The following is a 22,254-nucleotide window of genomic DNA, read 5'->3' as shown; positions in this document are numbered from 1 at the left end:
TCGGGGCGGCGTGTGGGTCTATCAACCTGATGGCGGCAGTTATCGCGTCGAAAGTCGCCCATACCAGTACGACCCGCGCAGTCCATACCCTCAACACAGGCAATATCCCCAGAACCTGCCGCCTCGCTATCAGGGGCAGCTTCCGCCGCAGTACTACGATCGGCACCGCGGCTCGGATCGGCATCACTGGGACCATGGGCGACGGAGCGAGATTCGCCAGCCGCAGCGGTGGAAAGATGAGCGGCGGTCCAGATTCGATAGCCCATCGCGTTGGGAGCGTGATCACTCGAGAAACTTTGGCCGGCCACCGCTAGTTCGCGATGGGCGCGACTACCGGATGCATCAGCGGCGCGATTTCGACGGTCGACACTACCGCCGCTAATAAGTACCGCGCCGCTGCACTTGACCGTCACACGCGGCGCTGGTCGATTCTTGCTGGCTAGTCGCCTTCAAGCTGCCTCTGTGTCATAAGGTCGAGGTCAACGGTTTCTCCAGCGAGGATCACGTTTTTCCAGAAAGGCATTGACCCCTTCGAGCGTGTCGTCGGCATCGAACAAATCGACAAAGGCTTCACGTTCTGCGGCTGCGAAGTGTGCTGGGCCGCGAATGTGCATCGAGTCAATCAGCGGTTTAATGGCGCGAACGGCAACCGGGCTCTGACGCGCCACGCGAGAGGCGAGCAGAAGTGCGTGCCCACGCGCCTCTCCGGATTCCACTACCTGCTCTACCAGGCCGATCCGCTGAGCCGTATCCGCCGTAACGCGTTCACCGCAGAGAATTATCCGCTTAGCCCAGCCTTCACCCACTAGCCATGCGAGTGCCTGCGTACCACCCGCGCAGGGCAGCAGGCCAACCGATGCTTCCGGTAGCCCCAGTTGGGCCTGTTGTTCAACGATGCGGATGTCGCATGCCAGCGCACATTCCAGCCCACCGCCAAGCGCGAAACCGTTGATGGCAGCTATGGATACCCCACGAAAGCTCCGAAGGGCCTCGAAGGCTTCGCCGAAACGCTTCGCCATCTCCCGTGCGCGGGTGCGGTCGCCATCGGCAAAGAGCTTGAGGTCGGCACCAGCGCTGAAGAACTTTTCGCCCTGGCCGGTGATCACCAGTGCATAGACCTCGTCGTCATGGTTCAGGTGCTCGACGACTTGCTTGAGGCCGATCAACGACTCACGGTCCCAGGTATTGGCGGGTGGATGGTTGATAGTGATCAGCGCGGTATGCCCGTGCTTTTCCACGGTTAGCTTGTGGGTCAGGTCAAAAAATCCAGACTTGTAGGGTTCGACTGCATTGCTCATGATGATGGTTATCCTCGTCGGTATCGAATGCCTGCGACTCGTCTGCATTTAATGCCTGGGCTGGCATGCACTACAGGCCAAACATCGGCAACAGGGATCGCCCTTCAGCCAAGTCTAGTTGCAATCGTTTCGATCTGGCGAGGCGTTCGAGCGGCGTGACAGCCACCGGTCTGGGAGGAGGATGTCGCTGATGCGGCGCAAAGCGAGAGAGGTGCGCGTGACGATGGCTGGAGCGGCCTGGCTTTCCAGAGCCGCTCCTTTTTGCCTGTTTACTGGAGGGCCAGAGCCTGTCCGCCAGCCCGGCGCTCAGCCTGCCATTCGGCAAGCGACGGGGCAGCCTGCTCCCCGGTGAGGCGGTGGACAATCTCGAAGTAGTCTTGCTTGAAGCGGTCCTTGAGCACCTCTTCGCGAGGCTTGACCTTCACCGCGTATACCGTCTGTACGTTCTGATGATCGAAGGTGCGCCACTCTTGTTCGCCCTTGAGCAAGCTGTAGCGATGACCCTCGAGCGCTGCGATGATCCGCTCGCTGTCGAGGCTGCGGGCACGCGTCGCCGCGTCAGCCCATTGATAGACGATGCTGTAGGCAGAGGCGGCCGAACTCGACGGGTGGGTCTGGTATCGCTCGTCGTAGTTCTGCACAAACTGTTTGCCGGCGACGGAGCCTTCCAGTTCTGGGACGCGCCAAGTCCAGGGTTCGGTACCCAATACGCCACGCATGATGTCAGGACCTGCTGTTTCAACCATGCTTAGCGTCAGGTTGGGGACCGCGACCTGCATTCTCTTGTTCAGGCCGAGCTCGTCGGCGATCCGCATCGCACGGACCAGGTCTTCGCCGAACAGCACCAGCACCAAGACTTCGGCGTCGCTACTAGCGACCTGGGTCAGGGCTTCACGATAGTCGGAGAGGCGGGCGCCGGGAAAAGCCGTTTTGATGCCGGGGTGCGCACTGCTGTTCTGCGTGCCGGTGGCCTGGCGTAGCGAGCTTTCGCTGGTATGGCCCCAGGTGTAGTCAGAGGTGATGTAGAAGTAGCGTTTGTTCGGCAAATGCTTGTTCAGATACTGGCCCAGCACCTGCGCGCTCATCCAGGCGTTGTTGCATTCGCGAAACATATAGCGATGGGCATCTTTGCCCGTGGTGTCATTGGAATAAGTGAGGGTGCCGAAATAGAGCAACCCGCGCTCCTTGGCGCGCTTGCCTGCGGCGATAGCGACCGCGCTAGAGGCGCCACCGAACAACATAACGGCGCCCTCATCGGCCAGCTTGTCGACGTTGGCAACGGCTTTCTCGGGTCTTGATGCGGAGTTGCGGGTGGCTAGCTGGAGCGGCCTGCCCAGTACGCCGCCTCTGGCGTTGATTTCGTCGACCGCCAGGAGTGCCCCACGCATCTGCGAAAGCCCTTCTTCTTTGTAGCTGCCGGTGCGAGGGTAGTTGAGGCCGAGGGTGATCGGATCGGCAGCTTCAACTGCCAGACAGAACCCCAGCCCTAGAGCAAGGAGCGTAGTCCGTTTCATTGCAGATTCCTTGTTGTATTTTTTATTGGCGAGAGGCTTTTTTACTGCGCGCTGCGGCTATACGTCACGCACTCATTGGTCGTAGCGGGCCAGTCTTTCGCGTAGCTGTGAGGTAGCCGACATTTTCTAAGCCTGATTGGCGGTATTAGGCGGTTCAGGTGGACGCATTGACTCTGCCGGAACCTTTGCTTAGGGTTCGGCGCCTCGGCAGATCAGGGCAACGCCATGAATCCAGGTGATCGCGTCAAACTTGAAAACAGCTGGAAAGCGGTTCTGCAGGACGAGTTCGAGCAACCGTATATGAAGCAGCTGGGAGAGTTTCTGCGTCGTGAGAAGGCGGCTGGAAAGGTGATCTATCCGCCGGGCCCCATGATTTTTCAGGCTTTAAATTCCACTCCGTTGGAGCGTGTTCGCGTTGTGATTCTGGGGCAGGACCCCTATCACGGCGCCGGTCAGGCGCACGGGTTATGTTTTTCAGTGCAGCCAGGCGTCGCGCCGCCGCCGTCATTGCAGAACATCTTCAAGGAACTCAAGAGAGATCTGAACCTGGACATACCCAGCCACGGCTATCTTCAGCATTGGGCGGATCAAGGCGTGCTGATGCTCAACACCTCATTGACTGTGGAACAGGGAGTGGCCGGATCGCACACGAAGATGGGCTGGCAGCGCCTGACCGATCGGATCATCGAAGTGATAAGCGAAAAGCGGTCGGACGTGGTTTTCTTGCTGTGGGGCGCCCATGCCCAGAGCAAAGCGAAGCTGATTGATCCGACCCGGCATCTGTTGCTGAAGTCAGTCCATCCCTCGCCGCTCTCGGCGCATCGGGGATTCATCGGCAACGGCCATTTCAGCCGGGTCAATCAATTCCTCAAGCAGCGGGGCTTGGAGCCAATTGATTGGAAGTTGCCAGAGTCAGTCTGAGCGGCGCTCAAGGCGCCGCCGACAGGATAGGTTTACTGTTGTTCGCCGTGCTTTGAGGCCAGCTCCTGAGCCTTTTTCAGGTGCTGCTCCAGTGTGTTCAAAGTCGACTCGGCGTACTTCTTGAGCTCGGGGTTCTCACCGTTTTTGGCATATTCACGATAAAGCTCGATGGTTTGCTCATGCGCTACGACCTGATTGTTTGCATAGGCCTCATCGAAATTTTCGCCTTCGCGCAGTTCAAGAATCATGGCCTTTGCCTGATCCATCAATGTGGCATCGTCAGACATTTCCAGGTCTTCGTGCTGGCGGGCTAACTCGGCGAGTTTCTGGTTCGACTTGGTGTGATCATCGATCATTTTCTGGGCGAAGGTCTTGATGTCCTCAGACTTGCTTTCGCTCATGGCCAGCTTAGCGGCTTCGATTTCGGCGATGCCTTTTGCCGATGCTTCGTCTACGAAATTTTCACCCTCTGCGGCGAGGGCGAAGTTTGCAGCTACGCTGAAAAGCAGCGCCGCGGTACCCGAAAAGAACGTCTTGGTCGTGCGGTTCATCGTTAGTCTCCTTCAAGCGGACAAGCTCGTAGCGTCGAGGCATAGGCCAAGAGCGCAATCAAGATGCGGCAAGAGCGCCGTCTATTTAATGACTAGGAGCCGCGGTAGCGGTTCCTTGCGTCAGGCGAGCGGTCGGTCGGTGAGGCTACGCTGGAGCGGAGACCAAGAAGTGCAGGTGCCGGGCGGCACCCGCGCGCTATTTACTGAAGCATGCTCATCGCGGCGTCCATCGCAGCTGAGAGATCTTCGTCCTCTTGCAACAATGTATTGGGATCAAGACCGAGCTTGGCGAATGCGGGAATCTGGTTCCAGTCGAGCTGCGTAAAGGGGTGCGAGGTGCCGATGTAGCTCTGCAGCGTCGCGACCTGGACTATGTCGACGTAATCTACCTTGGCTGAGGCTCGGGAAAAATCGAGGTACTGCGCGGGGACCGTGGCGATCGGATCGGGGAACTCCCAGGCACGAAGAATCTTTTCACCGATAATGGGATGAATCCGATCGATAACATGGTTGAGGCTGATCGAATCGCTGAGCAGCGCGCTGTGCTCTTCTGCGTACGTCAGGATCGGCAGGACTCCAATCTGGTGAACCAGGCCTGCCAACGTTGCCTGATCGGCTGGGAGGCGTGTGAAGTTACGGCAAAGCACATGGCTGATAGCTGCGATCTCTGTGCTCTTGTTCCAGACCTCACGCATCTTGCGATCCACAACGTCCGTAGTCGCTTGGAACATCTGCTCCATCGCCAGGCCGGTCGCCAGGTTCGACGTGTAGTTGATGCCGAGGCGGCTGATCGCCATCTGCAGATCGTTTATTTCCCTGTTGGTACGCAGCAACGGGCTGTTTACCACTTTAATGATGCGTGCAGTGAGGGCAGTGTCATTGCCGATCACCTTGGCCAGCGTGGGAATGCTTACGTCCGGATCCTCTGCAGCTTCTCGCACGCGCAATGCAACTTCCGGAAGCGTCGGCAGGACCAGTTCGTCGTTTTCGATCGCCTGTGTAAGTGCCTGCTGGACCTTGTCGGCAAGAGTGCTCATGTCTTTCCTTACTTATAATTCGGTGTGGAATGTGGCTGGCAATGGTTAACGCTGGATTTCCCGATCCGCGTCAAGCGTATAGGGCAACTGCAGCAGAGTCAGTGGAGGGCCATCCGGGGAGCCGAGAAATAGTCGGCCATCCGCCGCGGCATCTTCCTGCAGCACGGCTAGCAGCTCTAGAGCGCCCTCGGCGCTTGCTGCCATGACGACTTCACCTACGCTTGAACCATGCACCGGGGAGTAGACTTCAAGCCCCGGAGCCGGCACTTCTACGTCGTGATTTTGCGCGGCAAGGCGATGCAGGCGGCGCTTCAGTTTGCCGAGGTATTGCATTCGCGCGACGATTTCCTGGCCGGTATAGCAGCCTTTTTTGAAACTGACGCCGCCTAATGCCTGAAGGTTGATCATCTGCGGGATGAACAGCTCGCGAGTGGCTGCAACTACCTGACCGATGCCGGCGCGAATCTGAGCGAGCTGCCAGCGATCGAGCGAGGCTTCGGGAAGCTGGGACGCCAGTCGGAGTTGGGTGGTCCCGGCGTCTTTCGCATGGGTCCAGAGTTCGGCGCGGCCATCGTTAAGGCGTACGGCGATCAATCCATGCGCGGCGACCATGACGTCGGCCGTCTGGGGAAGATCTAGGCCGAGGCTGACAAGTGCGCCATCACCTCCGCTGAGCCCGAAGCGAACCCACTCAGCGCTCTCGTCATGCAGTTTGGACTTCGAGAAGGCAGCGAACTTTGCGAGGTCGGCGAGTTGTGGCTGGACCAGCCCGCGATCCATCGCCAGCAGATAGCCGTCGCCCTCCGGCACGATGCGGAAGCTGGACTGCATTCGTCCCTTGGGTGTGCAGCGCGCACCGAGGCTGGAATGTTGGTCATCAAGGTAATTGAGGTTGCAGGTCAGTTGCCCTTGTAGAAATTTACTGGCATCCGAGCCGCGTACGGCCAGGATGCCTTCATGCGACAGAACGCAGAAAAAAGCAGTGTCAGTCATGACGAGTCGCCGTGGAGAAATCCGGATCGGCATCATAACAGGCCATCGGCGAAATACAGTGTGCACCAGCTGCCACTCCGTAGGCCTGCTAATGCTTGTGCCGCCCGTTCACGGCAGTCGCTATAATGCCGAGCTTCAACTCAGGAGCATTTGCATGGTCGAACAATCCGAACTCAATCGTCTGTTCTGGCAGAGCCGCCGCGGCATGCTCGAACTGGATGTACTGCTGGTGCCTTTCGTCAAGGAGGTCTATCCGCAGCTCGATGAAGAAGACCAGCGCCGCTATCGCAAGCTGCTGTGCTGTGAAGATCAGGACATGTTTGGCTGGTTCATGGAGCGCGCCGTGCCCGATGACGAGGATCTACGCTGCATAGTCCGTATGATTCTTGACCGTGTCCAACCAAAGTAGCCAGGCATTCGAATGCCGCTGGCGGGCATCTGGCCCGCTGTTAGCTATATACTTGGTGATGCTGCTGCTGGCCGTAAGCGCGCTATTGATACTGCCTGTACCATTCTGGCTGCGCATGTTCGGGTTGCTGCTTTGCGTGTTGCACGCTGCCTGGGCGATACCGTCTCGCCTCTTGTTTTGTCGTCGTTGTTCCTGGCTTGGTCTGCGCCATGATCAAAACGGGTGGTCGCTCTGGAGTCGGGAGAGGGGTTGGGAGCCCGTGCAGGTGCTACCTGACAGTATCGCGCTGCCGCTGGTCGTAGTGTTGCGATTCAGGCAGCCAGATAACTGGTTCGCCCGAGGGCTCTGCATTCCGCAAGGGGTAATGGCGGCGGAGCAGCACCGGCGTCTGCGGCTCAGGTTGAAGTTCAGTCGTCGTAGGTGGGCGGTACCAGGATAGTGTCCGTCGCTTCCGGCAGCTGGTCAGGGTAGTCCAGCGTGAAATGCAGGCCTCGGCTTTCCTTGCGTTGCATGGCCGAACCGATCATCAGTTCTGCAACCGTTGCTAGATTCCGCAGTTCGATGAGGTCCCGGCTGACTTTGTAATTACTATAGAACTCATCGATTTCTCCAAGCAGCAAGCGAACCCGGTGCTGCGCGCGCATCAGTCGCTTGGTGGTGCGAACGATGCCTACGTAGTCCCACATGAACCGTCGAAGCTCGTCCCAATTGTGCGCAATGATCACGTCCTCGTCCGAGTCGGTCACTTGAGTTGCGTCCCACGTGGGTAAAGCTATGGAAGCGGTGACGCCGGGTAGCTCGCGAAGCATGTCTTGAGCGGCGGCGCGGGCGTAAACAAAACACTCCAGGAGCGAATTGCTGGCCATACGGTTGGCGCCGTGCAAGCCGGTGAAGCTGGTTTCGCCGATCGCATACAGCCCTGGTATGTCGGTTCTACCAGTCTGGTTGACCAGCACTCCGCCGCAGGTGTAGTGGGCCGCTGGCACCACTGGGATCGGCTCGCACGTAATGTCGATACCGAATTCCAGGCAGCGCTCATAAACGGTCGGGAAATGCGCTTTGATGAATTCTGTAGGTTTATCGCTGATATCCAGATAGACGCAGTCGATGCCGAGGCGCTTCATCTCATGATCGATCGCACGGGCTACGATGTCGCGGGGCGCCAGTTCCGCGCGCGGGTCGAAGCGTGGCATGAAGCGTTCGCCGCTGGGCAGTCTCAGCACGGCGCCCTCGCCGCGCAATGCCTCGGTAATCAGAAAGCTCTTGGCTTTTGGATGGTACAGGCAGGTTGGATGAAATTGGTTGAACTCTAGATTGCCCACCCTGCATCCCGCGCGCCAAGCCATTGCGATGCCGTCGCCGCATGCTCCGTCGGGGTTACTGGTATACAGGTACACCTTTGCGGCGCCACCCGTCGCCAGTACGGTAAATTTTGCCTGGAAGGTGTCCACTTCTCCGTTGGTTCGATCAAGCACATAAGCGCCAAGGCAACGCTTACCGGTCAGGCCCAGCTTGCGTTCGGTGATCAGGTCTACGGCAACGCGCTGGTGCAGTAGATCGATGTTTTCCCGATCGTGAGCACGGGAAAGCAGGGTGTTGAAAATCGCGGCGCCGGTCGCATCGGCAGCATGGATGATGCGTCTGTGGCTATGTCCGCCTTCTCGCGTCAGGTGGTATTCGAAGCCGTCAGCTTCGCGCTCGGCGTCGTCCCGGGTGAAGGGCACGCCTTGCTCGATCAGCCACTGGATGGCTTCGCGGCTGTGCTCCACTGTAAAGCGTACCGCTTCTTCCTTGCATAGCCCGCCACCGGCAACGAGGGTGTCGGCGACGTGGGATTCGATTGTGTCGGTAGTGTCCAGCACTGCAGCCACACCGCCTTGAGCCCAATACGTGGAGCCATTGGCCAGGTCGCCCTTGCTCAGTACTGCAACCCGGAGTGAGGGCGGCAGGTTGAGCGCTAGGGTCAAGCCGGCTGCGCCGCTGCCTATCACAAGAACGTCGTATTGATAATGTCGGCTCATTTCGAATCTCACGTTGAGGCGAGCCCTAGTATATAGGTGCGTCCCCCTGCAAAATAGCGGGCCTTGTTGGACTTGGCGGGATGCTTTGGAACTTTTCTTGCAGGCTTGTCTCTATAGACAGTTGTGGATGCAGACCGGCTGGCCATCGTTCGGTGGGCGGCGGGGTTTTGCTGTGGATACCAGGGTGGCGCCATCGGAACGGTTCGTTTTGAGGCGTCGCTCGCCAATGCCGTCAGGTGTGTTGCAGGAATGCTTGCTTGGAGGGGGAGAACTTTTGTGTAAAGCCCGGGTCTATTCTGGCAGGTCAGCTCGTAGGCGAGCGCAGCACCCCTTCCGGGTCATGGAGGAGTGTTTATGCTAACCCAGGAGCAGGACCAGCAACTGGTCGAGCGAGTGCAGCGAGGAGATAAACGGGCTTTCGATTTGCTGGTATTGAAATATCAGCACAAAATCTTAGGGTTGATCGTTCGCTTTGTACATGATTCTCACGAAGCTCAGGATGTTGCGCAAGAAGCCTTTATTAAAGCCTATCGTGCGCTTGCGAACTTCCGCGGAGACAGTGCTTTTTATACGTGGCTGTACCGCATTGCCATTAACACGGCAAAGAATCATTTGGTGGCTCGTGGGAGAAGGCCGCCTGACAGCGATGTCAGTTCCGAGGATGCGGAGTTCTATGAGGGAGATCATGCTCTCAAGGACATTGAGTCGCCGGAGCGCGCACTTCTCAGGGATGAAATTGAGGACACCGTTCACAGAACTATCCAACAACTTCCTGAAGATTTACGCACGGCTCTAACACTGCGTGAATTTGATGGTCTTAGTTATGAAGACATTGCAAATGTTATGCAGTGTCCGGTGGGTACGGTCCGCTCACGGATATTCCGGGCGCGGGAAGCCATCGATAAAGCATTGCAACCCCTGTTGCATGAATCCTGAGACAGCGGCGATAGCCAAGAGAGGAACCGCCATGAGTCGTGAAGCCCTGCATGAATCGCTGTCCGCGGTGATGGATAACGAAGCGGACGAGTTGGAATTACGTCGAGTGCTCTCCGCTGAGAGCGACAGTGAAATGCGATCGACTTGGTCGCGTTATCAGATCGCCCGTGCCGCAATGCACAAGGAGCTGATCGAGCCTCGTTTGGATATTGCGTCGGCAGTTTCGGCGGCGTTGGCTGAAGAGCCTGAAATTACTGCGGTTAAGCCACAGCGCTTCGCTTGGCGTAATGTAGGCCGTCTTGCTGTCGCGGCATCGGTTACAGTCGCTGTGTTGGCAGGCGTACGCCTCTACAATCAGAGCGAAGTTGCTGGACCTCAGATTGCTCGGCAGGCTGCGCAGCCTAGTATCGCAGTGCCGCAAGCTAGCCAGGGGCCCGCCGTGCTGGCAGGCTATAGTGAGGGTACGGTTGCTCCCGGTGCCCAAGTGACTGGGGCGGAAGGTTCGCCTGAAAGTTGGCATGAAAAGAGATTGCCGGCTTATGTTCGTCAGCACGCTCAGCAGGCCGCTTTCGGTAGCGGTTCGGAAAGTGCGCTGCCCTACGCTCGCGCAGCCAGCATGGAAGATCGTTAAGGAACAACATGCGTGTGATACCGCTGTTTGTGGTGCTCGGAGGCTGGCTATCGATGCCGGCCTTTGCTGCTGAAGCCGATCTCATGATGCAGCGACTTGCAGATGCTGAGAAAAAGCAAAGCTATCAAGGCACTTTCGTCTATGAGCGCAACGGAAGCTTTTCCAGTCATGCTGTCTGGCAGTTGGTAGATGGTCAACAGTCGCGTGAGCGACTGTTGCAGCTAGACGGTCCCGCTGCAGAGGTTGTGATCCTCAACGGAAAGATCCAGTGTGCGACCGAAGATATGGCGTCCCAGGTGCGGGAAGCCACGCCTTGGCGCCAGCATCAGCTGGAGCCGGAGGCGCTTTCCAAATGGTACAGCTTTCAGGTGATCGGCGAATCCCGAGTCGCAGGGCGGCCCACGGTTGCGCTAGCCGTGCGTCCTAGGGACCAGCACCGCTATGGCTTCGAGCTGCATCTCGATAGAGAGACATCCCTACCGCTTAAATCACTGTTGCTTGATGAAAGCGGGCAACTGCTTGAGCGCTTTCAGTTCACGCATTTCACGCCAGGTTCAGTGGAGCCAGCAGATGTGGAAGGGGGGGCGGATTGCGAACCGGTCTCGCTTGCTGTCGAGCAAAAAGAACTTACATCAACGAAATGGCGCTCTGATTGGTTGCCAGATGGGTTTCAGCTGATCGACTCAGATGTGCGTCCGAGTCCCGCCTCAAAAGAGCCGGTCACTTGGTTGTCTTATAGTGATGGTATCGCTCGCGTATCGGTATTTATCGAGCCGCTGGACGGTGCTGTAGTTGAAGACGCGCGCAGCCAAATGGGGCCTACGGTGGCTGTTTCGAAGCGTATTTCTACGGCTGGCGGCGATGTCATGGTTACTGTAATTGGGGAAATCCCTCTAGGCACGGCGGAGCGAATTGCATTGTCCATGCGCGCCGGGGCTGATCAGGCGTCGCAATGATCGAGGAAACAGGTCGCGTAGTTGCATTGGCGCCCGGCGCTGTTTGGGTTGAGACGGAGCGCAGTAGTACCTGTTCCGGTTGTTCCGTGAGGAGTGGCTGTGGGCAGGGCCTGGTTGAGAGGCTTGGTGTTCGCGAGCGTCGTGGTTTGATACTGGCGTTATGTGATCTTCGGCTTAGCGTAGGGGATACCGTTGTGGTCGGTATCCGTGAAAGCGTATTGCTACACGGCGCCGTGCTTGTCTACCTTTTTCCGCTGATCATGCTTTTCATCTTTGCGCTCGTCGCTTCCCAGCTTTCGGCTCCCGAGCCTTACGTGATGCTTGCTGGACTAGGCGGCTTTCTGGTCGCCTGGCTCGTGGTACGCAAGCGCAGCCAGCAGACCTCAGCCGATCCGGCGTTGCAGCCGGTCGTGTTGCGTGCGGCTTTGGCAGCTAGGGCTGGGTAGTCGGGCGGTTTATTCCGTCTCGCAAGCGGGCTGTCAGCATAATAGGCTGCACCTCGATTAGATCATCATCCACTTGGCCACCGAGTGATCGGTTCTGCCTCAGCCTCAGGTCGAGCCATCCGCAATTTCAGTAGAACTGTTCAATTTCACCACGCGTATTGCGCGATGAGCGGGCAAGTTCCGCTGTCTTCAAGCTCGCCGAACAGTATTCTCTAACTTCAGAAATAGCGGGCTCTTCGGCCGCTTTTCTGCATCGGCCTATCAGCAGTAGTGTGCACGTTGCCGTGGCGGAAGGCTGATCATGCACGTCCTAGGCTCCGGCGTGGCACTGAATAGACCTATCAGGTACACTTTGCGGCTATTTTCGGCGGGCAATCGGCTCGCGACGTATTAGAGTGTTGAGCTGTGAGCGACCTGAGTCATATCCGCAATTTTTCTATCATCGCGCACATCGATCATGGCAAGTCGACCCTGGCTGACCGTTTCATTCAAATGTGTGGCGGTTTGACCGAGCGTGAAATGAACGCCCAGGTGCTGGATTCGATGGACCTCGAGCGTGAACGAGGCATCACCATCAAGGCGCACAGCGTCACGCTTTACTACAAGGCGAAGGACGGCAAGACCTATCAGCTGAACTTCATCGACACCCCAGGCCACGTAGATTTCACCTACGAGGTCAGTCGCTCGCTCGCCGCTTGCGAAGGTGCGTTGCTGGTGGTCGATGCTGGGCAGGGCGTTGAAGCGCAATCGGTAGCCAACTGCTATACAGCCATCGAGCAGGGCTTGGAAGTGATGCCCGTGCTGAACAAGATGGATTTGCCGCAGGCCGACCCCGATAAGGTCAAGGGCGAAATCGAGCATATTATCGGTATCGATGCGACCGATGCTGTGGCGTGTAGCGCTAAGAGCGGCATGGGTGTAGACGATGTGCTTGAGCGTCTAGTGTCTGTCATCCCCGCTCCGACGGGAGAAATTGATGCGCCCCTGCAGGCGCTGATTATCGACTCTTGGTTCGACAACTATCTCGGTGTCGTCTCGCTGGTGCGAGTTCGCCATGGTCGGATCAAAAAGGGCGACAAGGTCCTGGTCAAGTCCACCGGCAAGGTACATCAGGTCGACAGCGTGGGTGTGTTCAACCCGAAACACACGAGTACGGTCGACCTCAAGGCTGGCGAAGTAGGCTTTATTATTGCCGGCATCAAGGATATTCACGGTGCACCGGTTGGTGACACCCTGACACTCTCGAATACGCCTGACGTTGAAATGTTGCCCGGTTTCAAACGGGTCAAGCCGCAGGTCTATGCGGGTCTGTTTCCGGTTAGCTCGGACGATTTCGAAGACTTCCGCGAGGCGTTGCAAAAGTTGACGCTCAACGATGCCGCGCTGCAGTACGAGCCGGAAAGCTCGGATGCGCTTGGATTCGGCTTCCGCATCGGCTTCCTCGGCATGCTGCATATGGAGATCATCCAGGAGCGCCTCGAACGCGAGTACGACCTGGATCTGATCACCACGGCGCCGACAGTGGTCTATGAACTATTGTTGAAAAACGGCGAGACTATCTATGTCGATAGCCCGTCCAAGCTACCCGATCTTTCCTCGATCGAGGATATGCGTGAGCCCATTGTGCGGGCCAACATTCTCGTACCCCAGGAGCATTTGGGTAGCGTTATTACGCTTTGCGTGGAAAAGCGTGGCGTTCAGCGTGACCTTCAGTTTCTCGGAACGCAGGTCCAGGTGCGCTATGACCTGCCCATGAGCGAAGTGGTGCTCGACTTCTTCGACCGTCTCAAATCGGTCAGCCGGGGCTATGCCTCGCTGGATTACAGCTTCGAGTGCTTCCAGTCCGCCAATCTCACCCGTCTGGATATCCTGATCAACGGCGACAAGGTCGACGCGCTAGCGTTGATCGTGCACCGCGACAATGCGCATTACAAAGGGCGGATCCTTGTCGAGAAGATGAAGGAGCTAATCCCCAGGCAGATGTTCGACGTCGCCATCCAGGCTGCGCTGGGCGGTCAGATCGTCGCGCGAAGCACTGTGAAAGCGTTGCGTAAGAACGTTCTGGCGAAGTGCTACGGCGGTGACGTAAGTCGTAAACGCAAACTCCTTGAAAAGCAGAAGGCCGGTAAGAAGCGGATGAAGCAGGTCGGCAACGTTGAGATTCCACAGGAAGCCTTCCTTGCCGTGCTCAAGGTAGATAGCTGACATGTCGATCAATTTCCCGCTGTTGCTGGTCATCGCCGTTGCGGTATGTGGATTTTTGGCACTACTCGATCTACTGATCTTCGCGCCACGTCGCCGGGCTGCGATAGCCAACTATGAAGGCCAGGCTGGGGAGCTTGACCAATCGACGTTGGACGCTTTGAACAAAGAGCCGGTTCTTATTGAGTACGGCAAGTCCTTTTTCCCGGTTCTTGCGATCGTTCTGGTGCTGCGCTCGTTTCTTATCGAACCATTCCAGATTCCATCCGGTTCGATGATTCCGACGCTTGAGGTCGGCGACTTCATACTGGTAAACAAATTCGCCTATGGTATTCGGCTACCCGTGGTAGATACCAAGATCATCGATGTCAGTGATCCGAAACGTGGGGATGTGATGGTATTTAGATATCCCAGCGATCCCAACATTAACTACATCAAGCGTGTTATAGGCCTGCCTGGCGATGTAATCCGGTATAGCAGCGACAAGCGTTTGAGCATTAATGGAGAGTTGGTTCCCGAAATACTGATTGGCGAGGAACCTGGCAGCTTGGGCAGCGCGAAGCTGTACCAAGAGAAGCTCGGTGAGGTAGAACACCTCATTCGCAAGGAAATGGCCCGCTATCGGATCGAGCCCAACCGCGAGTGGCGCGTTCCGCAAGGCCATTACTTCATGATGGGCGACAACCGCGACAATTCCAACGACAGCCGCTACTGGCACGATGCGGCGATTCCAGCTGAACTAGCCGGCATGGTTCCAGACCGCAACATCGTCGGCAAAGCCTTCGCCGTATGGATGAGCTGGCCTGATCCGAAGTTCAGCAACTTACCGCATTTTTCGCGGGTTGGATTGATTCACTGAGTCTGTGAATCAGGGCCCGGTTCCGGCGAGCCGGCCCGCTATATTTGAACAGCCCCAATCCGCGGGTAACGTACGACATAGAGGTCGACATGAGTTTCGCTCGTTCGCAAAAAGGCCTGTCCATGCTGAGCTGGATCATGGTGCTGGCGTTGGTGGCGTTTTTTGCCAGCACCGCATTTAAGATGCTGCCGCATTATTTCGACTATATGTCCATGGACAAGATCATCTCTGGGGTTGAAAGTGACAAGGCGGCAGACATCCGCACCGTGGGAGATTTTTTTAGCCATGTGCGCAAGGGCATGGATGTGAATGGTATTCGCGACCTGAACCTCGAAGAGGCGATGAAGGTCGTGATTGAAAATAACGAGTTCAAGGTTCACTTGGACTATGAAAAACGCGAGCCCCTGATCCGCAATCTCGATCTGGTGGCGAACTTCGATAAAGAATATCGCCTAAGGATGCCGTGAGCACTTCGTTAGCCCGTCTCGAGCGTAGGCTCGGATATCAATTCAAAGACCAGGAGCTGATGCTCCTGGCTCTGACACATCGCAGCTATGCCGGACGCAATAACGAGCGTCTGGAGTTTCTTGGCGATGCCATCCTCAACTTTATCGCCGGCGAGGCGTTGTTCAACCACTTTCCGCAAGCCAAGGAAGGGCAGCTCTCTCGGCTGCGCGCGCGACTGGTTAAAGGCGAAACGCTTGCCGTGCTCGCACGCGGTTTCGAGCTCGGAGAATACCTGCGGCTTGGTTCTGGCGAGTTGAAGAGCGGTGGCTTTCGCCGTGAATCGATCCTTGCTGATACGCTCGAAGCTTTGATTGGCGCCATATATCTTGATGCGGGCATGGAGGCGGCGCGTGACCGCGTGCTGGCTTGGCTTGCCAACGAGCTGGAAGGGCTTACGCTCGTTGATACGAACAAAGATCCAAAGACCCGCCTGCAGGAATTTCTGCAATCGCGGGCATGCGAATTACCGAAGTACGAAGTGGTTGCGATTCAGGGCGAACCGCATTGCCGGACGTTCTTCGTCGAGTGCCAGGTATCGTTGCTCAATGAGAAGACTCAGGGGCAGGGTGCTAGCAGGCGTATTGCCGAACAGGTTGCCGCTGCCTCGGCATTGATAGCGCTCGGCGTGGAGAACGGGAATGACTGATGAACGAATTGAAGGCGAAGACGTCAGCCGCTGCGGCTATGTAGCCATAGTTGGAAGGCCCAATGTGGGTAAGTCAACGCTCCTCAATCACGTCTTGGGGCAGAAGCTCGCGATCACGTCGCGCAAGCCGCAGACGACACGACACAATATGCTCGGAATCAAGACCGAGGGCACCGTTCAGGCGGTCTATGTCGACACCCCTGGCCTGCACAAGAATGGTGAGACGGCACTCAACCGTTATATGAACCGCACCGCTTCTTCAGCCTTGAAGGACGTCGACGTTGTCGTCTTCGTTGTTGATCGTACGCGCTGGACCGATGAGGATCAGCTGGTGCTTGAGCGTGTCCAGTATGTTGAAGGGCCGGTCATCGTGGCGGTCAACAAGACTGATCGCGTCGAGGACAAAGGCGAATTGCTGCCACATTTCGAATGGTTGGCTCAGCAGCTTCCTAACGCTGAAATCGTACCGATCTCCGCCCAGCACGGGCAAAATCTCGATGTGTTTGAAAAGCTGGTTGCCTCGCATCTTCCAGAGAACGAGCATTTCTTCCCCGAGGACCAGATCACCGACCGCAGCAGTCGTTTTCTGGCAGCTGAACTGGTGCGGGAAAAGATCATGCGTCAGCTGGGTGCCGAGGTGCCCTATCAGATCACCGTCGAAATCGAAGATTTCAAGCAACAAGGGCGCGTGCTGCATATCCATGCATTGATTCTGGTCGAGCGAGACGGGCAGAAGAAGATCATCATTGGCGACAAGGGCGAGCGCATCAAGCGCATCGGCCAGGAAGCGCGCAAGGACATGGAAGTGCTGTTTGACTCCAAGGTCATGCTCAACCTCTGGGTCAAGGTGAAGAGCGGTTGGTCCGACGACGAGCGCGCACTGCACTCGCTCGGCTACAGCTGACGCTAAGGCCGCGACACCGGTCCGACTGCCGCAGCCTTGGCGGTCGGACAAAGGCATTCGCTCCGTTTCTGCCTACGACCTAGATCCCATGACCGCTCAAACCGCCTTTGTGCTGCACAGCCGGCCCTATCGCGAAAGCAGCGCGCTGGTGGATTTCTTTACGCCGCAAGGGCGGCTGCGGGCAGTGTTGCGTGGGGCGCGGGGTAAGGCGGGCAATCTGGCGCGTCCCTTCGTCCCGCTCGAGGTCGAGTTTCGAGGTCGCGGGGAGCTGAAGAGCGTCGGGCGGCTCGAAGGCGCCGGGCTGGCCTACTGGCTTGACGGCAACGCGCTCTTCAGCGGTATGTACCTTAACGAATTGCTGATCCGTCTGCTCCCCGCCGAAGACGCCCATCCCGCCATGTTCGATCACTACGCAGCGACCTTACCGGCGCTTGCCGCCAAACGACCCCTCGAGCCAATCCTGCGCTCCTTCGAATGGCGGCTGCTTACCGAGCTCGGCTATGGGTTTGCCCTGGACCGGGACATTGCCGACCAGCCGATCACGAGTCAGGGGCTCTATCGGCTGTTGCCCGACACTGGGCTTGAACCGGTCGGGCAGTTTCAGCCGGGCCTCTTCAATGGAGCGGAACTCCTGGCCATGGCTGAGGCCGACTGGAGTGTGCCGGGAGCACTGGCCGCGGCGAAAAGATTGATGCGGCAGGCTCTGGCACCGCACCTGGGCGGCCGGCCACTGGTCAGCCGTGAACTGTTCATGAATATTAGGGAGGTCCCGCGTGACTGAAGCCAATCGAATCCTGCTCGGCGTTAATGTCGATCATGTCGCCACCCTGCGCCAGGCGCGTGGCACTCGTTACCCGGATCCGGTCAAGGCCGCGTTAGATGCGGAGGAGGCAGGGGCCGATGGCATCACGGTGCACCTGCGCGAAGATCGTCGGCACATTCAGGAGCGTGACGTGCTGATGATGAAAGACGCGCTGCAGACCCGGATGAACTTCGAAATGGGCGTGACTGAGGCCATGCTGGTTTTTGCCGAGCAGTTGCGCCCGGAGCATGTGTGTCTGGTTCCGGAAACGCGCCAGGAATTGACCACTGAAGGCGGCCTCGACGTGGCTGGCCAGGAATCCCGCATCCGTGACGCCGTCATGCGGCTGGCTGCCGGTGGCGCGGAAGTGTCGCTGTTCATTGATGCTGATCCACGGCAGATCGAAGCCGCCGCGCGTATTGGCGCCCCGGCCATCGAGTTGCACACCGGGCGCTACGCCGATGCCCACTCTGTGGCCGAGCGGGCCTGCGAGCTGGCGAGAATCCGTGACGGAGTCGAGTCCGGTCTGAGTCATGGGCTGATCGTCAACGCCGGTCATGGCTTGCACTATCACAACGCTGAGGCCATCGCCGCGATCCGCGGGGTCAATGAGCTGAACATCGGACACGCCATCGTTGCTCACGCGCTGTTCGTTGGCTTCAAACAGGCCGTCAAGGAAATGAAGCATCTCATTCTCACCGCAGCGGCGCGCGGCTGATGCGCTGAGCGGTTGCGTTTGCTACAGATTGCTTTCGCTGGTTAGCGTCGGAAGAAGATATTCAGCAGAACCGTCAGTACCACGCTCAGGATGATCATTGAGGTGATGGGGATGAAGGTTCTGCTGTGCTCCGATTCGATACGAATATCGCCGGGCAGTTTGCCGAACCAGCTTAATAATCCCGGCGCGTAATGAAGTAGCACGCCCAGCATAAGCAGGAACAACCCTGCGACGATCAACCATTTCGCCATATCGCCTCCTGTTCTGGTCAGTGATAAGCGGCAAAAGCTGCCACGACGTGCCGGGCCAGGACTTGTACGGGCTCACTGCAGCCGGGGGCGCACAATAGCTTGATCCGGTACACACCCAACGACGGAAGATTTTCGCCTTCGTCCATGCGTTTGAGCGGTGGCTTGACCAGGCTCAAGGGATAGGGCGCTACCGCTAGATCGGCGATCATCGCGGCTTCCTGACCCGCGCACTGCTCGCTGGAGTAAGCAATTCGATACGACCGTCCCGCTCTGTCGAGCGCATCTAGCGCTTGGCGGCGCCACGCGCATTCTGGAGTAGACAACGCCAAGGGCAACGGATCGCGCTCGACCGCGACGCCCCCGGCGCGTCCGGCCCAGACCAGCTGCTCGCTATGGATGACCTCGCCACGAGAATCATCCTGACCAAGGTTGCCGACGCTGATGAGCGCTACGTCCAGCTCACCGGCGTCAATGCGTTGAATCATGTCGACGCTCCGCCCAACCGATACGTTCACCTCGATGCCCGGATGGGTCCGTGCAAACAGAGACAGCAGGCCCGGCAAGATATGAGTGCCAATATCGGCGGGCGTACCGAAACGTACTTGGCCGTTTAGCTGCGGTGTTACAAACGCGCTCACCGCTTCTTCGTTGAGTTTCAGCAGCCGACGGGCATAGCCCAGCAGCCGCTCACCCTCAGTGGTCAGGGTGATGCGCCGAGCTTCTCTGACAAAGAGAGCACAGCCGAGCATGGTTTCGAGGCGCTTGATCTGCATGCTGACGGCCGACGTGGTCCGGAAGATCTGGCCTGCCGCGCGCGTGAAACTGCCGCTTTCGGCGATCGAGACGAAGGTACGGAGCACATCGATTTCCAATAGCGGCATCGCAGATTGGGGAAGCTGTTCGGGCATTCCGGGCATTGGCTAGCCTTCAATTTTGTTTAACTGGTCGTTCTATTCTAGTCGTTTGTTTGAATCGTAAAGTGCGCTCAGTCTTACTTCACCGGCCATATCGGTCGGCAGGCACTGGGTGCGCCGACGCACCTTGTACTTAGGGGGCGCAATGAAGTGTTCAGACAGACGAGTGACAGATGCACCAAAAGGTCCGCGGCAAGAGCCCGCGAGACCGGATCTCTATATGCCGGCAATGTGGCCCCTCGGACTGCAAGAGTGGGCGCTCGACTGGTTCGCGGCCTAGCGCAAGCGTCGCCTCTATCGGCGGCTGCTCACGCTCAGCGACCGGCAATTGCGGATGCGTGATCTGAGCCGCCCGCGTTTGATGGAGAAAGCACAGGTGTCGCTGCGTCAGCTGGTTGAAGAACAGCGAAGTGCGCGCGTCCAGCGTTAGGGTTTGCGCGCGATCAACACGGCGCGCATCGGCGCGGGCAGGCCTTCGATGGTCTTGCTGTGATCCTGCGGGTCCAGGAACTCCGGCAGCGACTGATAGCGCATCCAATCGGTGCTGCGCTGCTCCTGGATGCTGGTAATGCTGACATCGACGCAGCGCACGTCAACGAAGCCAGCGCGCCGCAGCCAGCATTCCAGCGCCGCCACCGAGGGCAGGAACCAGACATTACGCATCTGCGCGTAGCGGTCTTCCGGGACCAGAGCGGTGTGTTCGTTGCCCTCGATCACCAAGGTTTCCACGACCAGCTGGCCGCCCTTGATCAGGCAATCCTTCAGGTCCAACAGATGATCGACAGGCGAGCGTCGGTGGTAGAGCACGCCCATGGAAAAGACTGTGTCGAAGCCTTCGAGCTTGGGCGGCAACTCCTCCAGCGCCATGGGCAGATGCCAGACCGGCAGCTCCGCCAAGTAGCGCTTCATCGCGTGAAACTGGCAGAAGAACAGCCAGTTCGGGTCGATGCCGACGACCGAGTCGGCACCGGCGCCGAGCATGCGCCACATGTAATAGCCGTTGCCGCAACCGACGTCGAGGATGCGCTTGCCGCTCAAATCCAAATGCGGCGAAACCCGGTCCCATTTCCAATCCGAGCGCCATTCGGTGTCGACATGTACGCCGAACACCTCGAAAGGTCCCTTGCGCCAGGGCGACAGGCCGAACAAGGCGTCTTGGGTAGCCGCACGGGTGTCCTCGTCGCACTCCGCTTCCAGGCGGAAAGCCGCTTGCAGTTCGACGGCGGTGGGTTTGATATCAGGCAGCGCATCGACGGCGCGACGCCAGCGCGGCAAGTCACCGTGGCCGATGGCGAGTTTGGCATCGAGTTGTGCCTGCAAGCCGTTGGCCCAGGCGGCCAGTGGGGTGCCGGCCAGGCGCCAGGCGAGGGATGTCAGGTCAAGGTTCATGGCAGCGCAATCAACGAGGCGAAGTTCAGGCATTGAAACCAGGGCACCACCTTGGTGAATCCGGCCTCCAGCAAGCGCTGACGGTGGGTTTCCAGGCTGTCGGGCTTCATCACGTTCTCGATGGCGCTGCGTTTCTGCGCAATTTCCAGTTCGCTGTAGCCGTTGGCGCGCTTGAATGCGACATGCAGGTCGGTCAGCAGGTCATGCTCCTGCTCGTCTTCGAAGCGCAACTTTTCCGACAGAATCAGCGTGCCCCCAGGTACCAGCGCCTGGCGGATGGCGCCTAGCAGAGCGGGCCGCTTTTCAGGCGGGATGAACTGCAGAGTGAAGTTGAGTGCGATCAGCGAGGCGGGCTGGAACTGCAGGGCAAGCACGTCGGCTTCGATCACCTCAACCGGGAGCAACTCTTGAAACATCGAGTCCTGCCCGTGCAGGTATTCACGGCAGCGCTCGACCATGGCAGTAGAGTTATCGACGGCGATCACCTGGCAATTATCCGTCTTGACGTGCCGGCGCAACGCTTGCGTCACCGCGCCCAGCGAACATCCCAGGTCATAGAGGCAGGTGTTCGGCTGGGCGAACTGCGCGGCCAGCACGCCGATGTTCTCGACGATGGTGGGATAGCCCGGAACCGAGCGTTTGATCATGTCGGGAAAGACCCGCACGACGTCCTCGTTGAAGACGAAGTCCTGGGGTTGGGCGAGGGGCTTGGCGAACAGGCGATCGGGTTCGTGGCTCACGGCGGTGTCTGGGCAGGCTGAAAACAGGGGCGGCATTGTAGCGGAAAGCCATGCGGATGGCCGTCGCGAAGTGGACGGTCGGTTCTAGTGCCCGGCTACTCCACGTCTTATGGCACGTTTTATTGCACTTCGATTCGGCAGTCGAACAGCCCGGCCGGCTCGGTGTCGGTTTCCCAAGGGCGCTGATAGGCGAGATAGAGGCGGCCGCTGCCGGCCTCGGCTGCCTCGAAGCGCCAGGTGGACAGACCATCGCCGCCGATGACGTCGGACTTCGGTGAGCTGAATACTTCCGGGCCAAGGCTTTTCAGCTGCTCGGCCGAAACCTCGCGCAGGTTCCAGCGATAGCCTGTGGTGGGGTTGCTTGGCAGGCTCACGATCAGCATCTGACCGGGCTGCAAGGTCAGCGGGCAGTCCGCATCGTCGTTCAGCGCGATACTGCTCGGCGGCGTACTGGCGCAACCGGCCAGCAGGAACAACGGGGCGAACGACAGCAAACGGGCGAGAGGCATGGGCGACCGGCTCCAGAGGGAAGAAAGAAAACGCTCGGGCGTCGGTGGAAACCATAAGGCGCCAGGGCCGGTGGGTAAAGCTATTCGCAACGGCGACGGA

The 22,254-nt window shown here is 58.3% G+C and carries 25 protein-coding genes; 14 read left to right on the top strand and 11 right to left on the bottom strand.

The window, feature by feature from the left end; all coding sequences use genetic code 11:
* Positions 1-479: 479 nt before the first annotated feature.
* Together ACIGHL_RS19215 and ACIGHL_RS19210 are read right to left on the bottom strand one after the other, a co-directional pair.
* The gene (locus tag ACIGHL_RS19215; protein WP_128121523.1) at positions 480-1,298 is read right to left on the bottom strand and encodes an enoyl-CoA hydratase; all 819 of its coding nucleotides are present in this window, start codon (positions 1,296-1,298) and stop codon (positions 480-482) included.
* 269 nt (positions 1,299-1,567) lie between these two features.
* On the bottom strand, positions 1,568-2,812 hold the full coding sequence (locus ACIGHL_RS19210; RefSeq protein ID WP_128121522.1) for an ABC transporter substrate-binding protein: 1,245 nt from the start codon (positions 2,810-2,812) through the stop codon (positions 1,568-1,570).
* 225 nt (positions 2,813-3,037) lie between these two features.
* Between ACIGHL_RS19210 and ung the strand changes: the two genes are divergently transcribed.
* Positions 3,038-3,733 carry a uracil-DNA glycosylase gene (ung, locus tag ACIGHL_RS19205; RefSeq protein WP_128121521.1) on the top strand — a complete coding sequence of 232 codons (696 nt, stop codon included), beginning with the start codon at positions 3,038-3,040 and terminating at the stop codon, positions 3,731-3,733.
* Positions 3,734-3,765: 32 nt separating this feature from the next.
* Here ung and ACIGHL_RS19200 read toward each other — a convergent pair whose 3' ends face one another.
* The 3 genes from ACIGHL_RS19200 to ygfZ all read right to left on the bottom strand — a co-directional run bounded on the left by ACIGHL_RS19200 (position 3,766) and on the right by ygfZ (position 6,314).
* Positions 3,766-4,284, bottom strand: a complete 519-nt coding sequence (locus tag ACIGHL_RS19200; protein WP_128121520.1) for a DUF4142 domain-containing protein — start codon at positions 4,282-4,284, stop codon at positions 3,766-3,768.
* 200 nt (positions 4,285-4,484) lie between these two features.
* Complete coding sequence (locus ACIGHL_RS19195; RefSeq protein ID WP_128121519.1) at positions 4,485-5,321, bottom strand: HDOD domain-containing protein; 837 nt, start codon at positions 5,319-5,321, stop codon at positions 4,485-4,487.
* A 45-nt stretch (positions 5,322-5,366) separates the two neighbouring features.
* Positions 5,367-6,314, bottom strand: a complete 948-nt coding sequence (ygfZ, locus tag ACIGHL_RS19190) for a CAF17-like 4Fe-4S cluster assembly/insertion protein YgfZ (protein ID WP_128121518.1) — start codon at positions 6,312-6,314, stop codon at positions 5,367-5,369.
* Positions 6,315-6,468: 154 nt separating this feature from the next.
* On the opposite strand from ygfZ, the gene ACIGHL_RS19185 reads away from it, so the two are divergent.
* Positions 6,469-6,723, top strand: coding sequence for an FAD assembly factor SdhE (locus tag ACIGHL_RS19185; protein WP_128121517.1), 255 nt, complete (start codon positions 6,469-6,471; stop codon positions 6,721-6,723).
* On the top strand, positions 6,707-7,162 hold the full coding sequence (locus tag ACIGHL_RS19180) for a protein YgfX (protein WP_128121557.1): 456 nt from the start codon (positions 6,707-6,709) through the stop codon (positions 7,160-7,162). The genes ACIGHL_RS19185 and ACIGHL_RS19180 overlap by 17 nt, the downstream gene beginning before the upstream one ends.
* On the opposite strand, the gene nadB is transcribed toward ACIGHL_RS19180, so the two are convergent.
* On the bottom strand, positions 7,131-8,744 hold the full coding sequence (gene nadB, locus ACIGHL_RS19175; protein ID WP_128121516.1) for an L-aspartate oxidase: 1,614 nt from the start codon (positions 8,742-8,744) through the stop codon (positions 7,131-7,133). The genes ACIGHL_RS19180 and nadB overlap by 32 nt on opposite strands.
* Before the next feature lie 354 nt (positions 8,745-9,098).
* On the opposite strand from nadB, the gene rpoE reads away from it, so the two are divergent.
* The 11 genes from rpoE (at position 9,099) to pdxJ (ending at position 18,351) form a co-directional block, all read left to right on the top strand.
* Positions 9,099-9,680: an RNA polymerase sigma factor RpoE/AlgU gene (gene rpoE / locus ACIGHL_RS19170; protein WP_019342233.1), complete on the top strand. Its 582-nt coding sequence runs from the start codon at positions 9,099-9,101 to the stop codon at positions 9,678-9,680.
* 31 nt (positions 9,681-9,711) lie between these two features.
* Complete coding sequence (locus ACIGHL_RS19165) at positions 9,712-10,311, top strand: sigma-E factor negative regulatory protein (RefSeq protein WP_128121515.1); 600 nt, start codon at positions 9,712-9,714, stop codon at positions 10,309-10,311.
* Positions 10,312-10,319: 8 nt separating this feature from the next.
* A complete protein-coding gene (locus ACIGHL_RS19160; protein ID WP_128121514.1) occupies positions 10,320-11,267 on the top strand; it encodes a MucB/RseB C-terminal domain-containing protein in 948 nt (315 codons plus the stop codon).
* A complete protein-coding gene (locus ACIGHL_RS19155) occupies positions 11,264-11,713 on the top strand; it encodes a SoxR reducing system RseC family protein (RefSeq protein WP_128121513.1) in 450 nt (149 codons plus the stop codon). Before ACIGHL_RS19160 ends, ACIGHL_RS19155 begins: the two co-directional genes overlap by 4 nt.
* 405 nt (positions 11,714-12,118) lie before the next feature.
* Positions 12,119-13,918 (top strand): translation elongation factor 4, encoded by a 1,800-nt coding sequence (gene lepA, locus ACIGHL_RS19150; RefSeq protein WP_128121512.1) that lies wholly within the window; start codon positions 12,119-12,121, stop codon positions 13,916-13,918.
* A gap of 1 nt (position 13,919) precedes the next feature.
* Positions 13,920-14,774, top strand: coding sequence for a signal peptidase I (gene lepB / locus ACIGHL_RS19145; RefSeq protein ID WP_216706947.1), 855 nt, complete (start codon positions 13,920-13,922; stop codon positions 14,772-14,774).
* A gap of 89 nt (positions 14,775-14,863) precedes the next feature.
* Positions 14,864-15,241 carry a DUF4845 domain-containing protein gene (locus tag ACIGHL_RS19140; protein WP_128121511.1) on the top strand — a complete coding sequence of 126 codons (378 nt, stop codon included), beginning with the start codon at positions 14,864-14,866 and terminating at the stop codon, positions 15,239-15,241.
* Positions 15,238-15,927, top strand: coding sequence for a ribonuclease III (rnc, locus tag ACIGHL_RS19135; RefSeq protein ID WP_046162718.1), 690 nt, complete (start codon positions 15,238-15,240; stop codon positions 15,925-15,927). The genes ACIGHL_RS19140 and rnc overlap by 4 nt, the downstream gene beginning before the upstream one ends.
* Positions 15,920-16,831: a GTPase Era gene (gene era / locus ACIGHL_RS19130; protein WP_128121510.1), complete on the top strand. Its 912-nt coding sequence runs from the start codon at positions 15,920-15,922 to the stop codon at positions 16,829-16,831. Before rnc ends, era begins: the two co-directional genes overlap by 8 nt.
* A gap of 88 nt (positions 16,832-16,919) precedes the next feature.
* Entirely contained in the window at positions 16,920-17,612 is a 693-nt protein-coding gene (recO, locus tag ACIGHL_RS19125) for a DNA repair protein RecO (protein WP_128121509.1), read from the top strand.
* Complete coding sequence (pdxJ, locus tag ACIGHL_RS19120; RefSeq protein ID WP_128121508.1) at positions 17,605-18,351, top strand: pyridoxine 5'-phosphate synthase; 747 nt, start codon at positions 17,605-17,607, stop codon at positions 18,349-18,351. The genes recO and pdxJ overlap by 8 nt, the downstream gene beginning before the upstream one ends.
* Before the next feature lie 41 nt (positions 18,352-18,392).
* Here pdxJ and ACIGHL_RS19115 read toward each other — a convergent pair whose 3' ends face one another.
* From ACIGHL_RS19115 to ACIGHL_RS19095, 5 genes are all read right to left on the bottom strand, one after another.
* Positions 18,393-18,602: a DUF2905 domain-containing protein gene (locus ACIGHL_RS19115; RefSeq protein WP_128121507.1), complete on the bottom strand. Its 210-nt coding sequence runs from the start codon at positions 18,600-18,602 to the stop codon at positions 18,393-18,395.
* Positions 18,603-18,619: 17 nt separating this feature from the next.
* A complete protein-coding gene (locus ACIGHL_RS19110) occupies positions 18,620-19,510 on the bottom strand; it encodes a LysR substrate-binding domain-containing protein (protein ID WP_128121556.1) in 891 nt (296 codons plus the stop codon).
* A 432-nt stretch (positions 19,511-19,942) separates the two neighbouring features.
* Positions 19,943-20,905 (bottom strand): tRNA 5-methoxyuridine(34)/uridine 5-oxyacetic acid(34) synthase CmoB, encoded by a 963-nt coding sequence (gene cmoB, locus ACIGHL_RS19105; protein ID WP_128121506.1) that lies wholly within the window; start codon positions 20,903-20,905, stop codon positions 19,943-19,945.
* Positions 20,902-21,681 carry a carboxy-S-adenosyl-L-methionine synthase CmoA gene (gene cmoA, locus ACIGHL_RS19100; protein WP_181690040.1) on the bottom strand — a complete coding sequence of 260 codons (780 nt, stop codon included), beginning with the start codon at positions 21,679-21,681 and terminating at the stop codon, positions 20,902-20,904. Before cmoA ends, cmoB begins: the two co-directional genes overlap by 4 nt.
* Positions 21,682-21,764: 83 nt before the next feature.
* Positions 21,765-22,154, bottom strand: a complete 390-nt coding sequence (locus ACIGHL_RS19095; protein WP_046162712.1) for a protease inhibitor I42 family protein — start codon at positions 22,152-22,154, stop codon at positions 21,765-21,767.
* Between the last annotated feature and the right edge of the window lie 100 nt (positions 22,155-22,254).

It is taken from the genome of Pseudomonas sp. NPDC077451 (assembly GCF_044543345.1).
Lineage (GTDB): Bacteria > Pseudomonadota > Gammaproteobacteria > Pseudomonadales > Pseudomonadaceae > Stutzerimonas.
This window is presented reverse-complemented; position numbering and strand designations above follow the sequence as displayed.

Bases quoted from the DNA above. Each gene is read 5' to 3' on its own strand.
- ACIGHL_RS19215 (WP_128121523.1), bottom strand. From the start codon at position 1,298: ATGAGCAATGCAGTCGAACCCTACAAGTCTGGATTTTTTGACCTGACC.
- ACIGHL_RS19210 (WP_128121522.1), bottom strand. From the start codon at position 2,812: ATGAAACGGACTACGCTCCTTGCTCTAGGGCTGGGGTTCTGTCTGGCA.
- ung (WP_128121521.1), top strand. From the start codon at position 3,038: ATGAATCCAGGTGATCGCGTCAAACTTGAAAACAGCTGGAAAGCGGTT.
- ACIGHL_RS19200 (WP_128121520.1), bottom strand. From the start codon at position 4,284: ATGAACCGCACGACCAAGACGTTCTTTTCGGGTACCGCGGCGCTGCTT.
- ACIGHL_RS19195 (WP_128121519.1), bottom strand. From the start codon at position 5,321: ATGAGCACTCTTGCCGACAAGGTCCAGCAGGCACTTACACAGGCGATC.
- ygfZ (WP_128121518.1), bottom strand. From the start codon at position 6,314: ATGACTGACACTGCTTTTTTCTGCGTTCTGTCGCATGAAGGCATCCTG.
- ACIGHL_RS19185 (WP_128121517.1), top strand. From the start codon at position 6,469: ATGGTCGAACAATCCGAACTCAATCGTCTGTTCTGGCAGAGCCGCCGC.
- nadB (WP_128121516.1), bottom strand. From the start codon at position 8,744: ATGAGCCGACATTATCAATACGACGTTCTTGTGATAGGCAGCGGCGCA.
- rpoE (WP_019342233.1), top strand. From the start codon at position 9,099: ATGCTAACCCAGGAGCAGGACCAGCAACTGGTCGAGCGAGTGCAGCGA.
- ACIGHL_RS19165 (WP_128121515.1), top strand. From the start codon at position 9,712: ATGAGTCGTGAAGCCCTGCATGAATCGCTGTCCGCGGTGATGGATAAC.
- ACIGHL_RS19160 (WP_128121514.1), top strand. From the start codon at position 10,320: ATGCGTGTGATACCGCTGTTTGTGGTGCTCGGAGGCTGGCTATCGATG.
- ACIGHL_RS19155 (WP_128121513.1), top strand. From the start codon at position 11,264: ATGATCGAGGAAACAGGTCGCGTAGTTGCATTGGCGCCCGGCGCTGTT.
- lepB (WP_216706947.1), top strand. From the start codon at position 13,920: ATGTCGATCAATTTCCCGCTGTTGCTGGTCATCGCCGTTGCGGTATGT.
- ACIGHL_RS19140 (WP_128121511.1), top strand. From the start codon at position 14,864: ATGAGTTTCGCTCGTTCGCAAAAAGGCCTGTCCATGCTGAGCTGGATC.
- era (WP_128121510.1), top strand. From the start codon at position 15,920: ATGACTGATGAACGAATTGAAGGCGAAGACGTCAGCCGCTGCGGCTAT.
- recO (WP_128121509.1), top strand. From the start codon at position 16,920: ATGACCGCTCAAACCGCCTTTGTGCTGCACAGCCGGCCCTATCGCGAA.
- ACIGHL_RS19115 (WP_128121507.1), bottom strand. From the start codon at position 18,602: ATGGCGAAATGGTTGATCGTCGCAGGGTTGTTCCTGCTTATGCTGGGC.
- ACIGHL_RS19110 (WP_128121556.1), bottom strand. From the start codon at position 19,510: ATGCCCGAACAGCTTCCCCAATCTGCGATGCCGCTATTGGAAATCGAT.
- cmoB (WP_128121506.1), bottom strand. From the start codon at position 20,905: ATGAACCTTGACCTGACATCCCTCGCCTGGCGCCTGGCCGGCACCCCA.
- cmoA (WP_181690040.1), bottom strand. From the start codon at position 21,681: ATGCCGCCCCTGTTTTCAGCCTGCCCAGACACCGCCGTGAGCCACGAA.
- ACIGHL_RS19095 (WP_046162712.1), bottom strand. From the start codon at position 22,154: ATGCCTCTCGCCCGTTTGCTGTCGTTCGCCCCGTTGTTCCTGCTGGCC.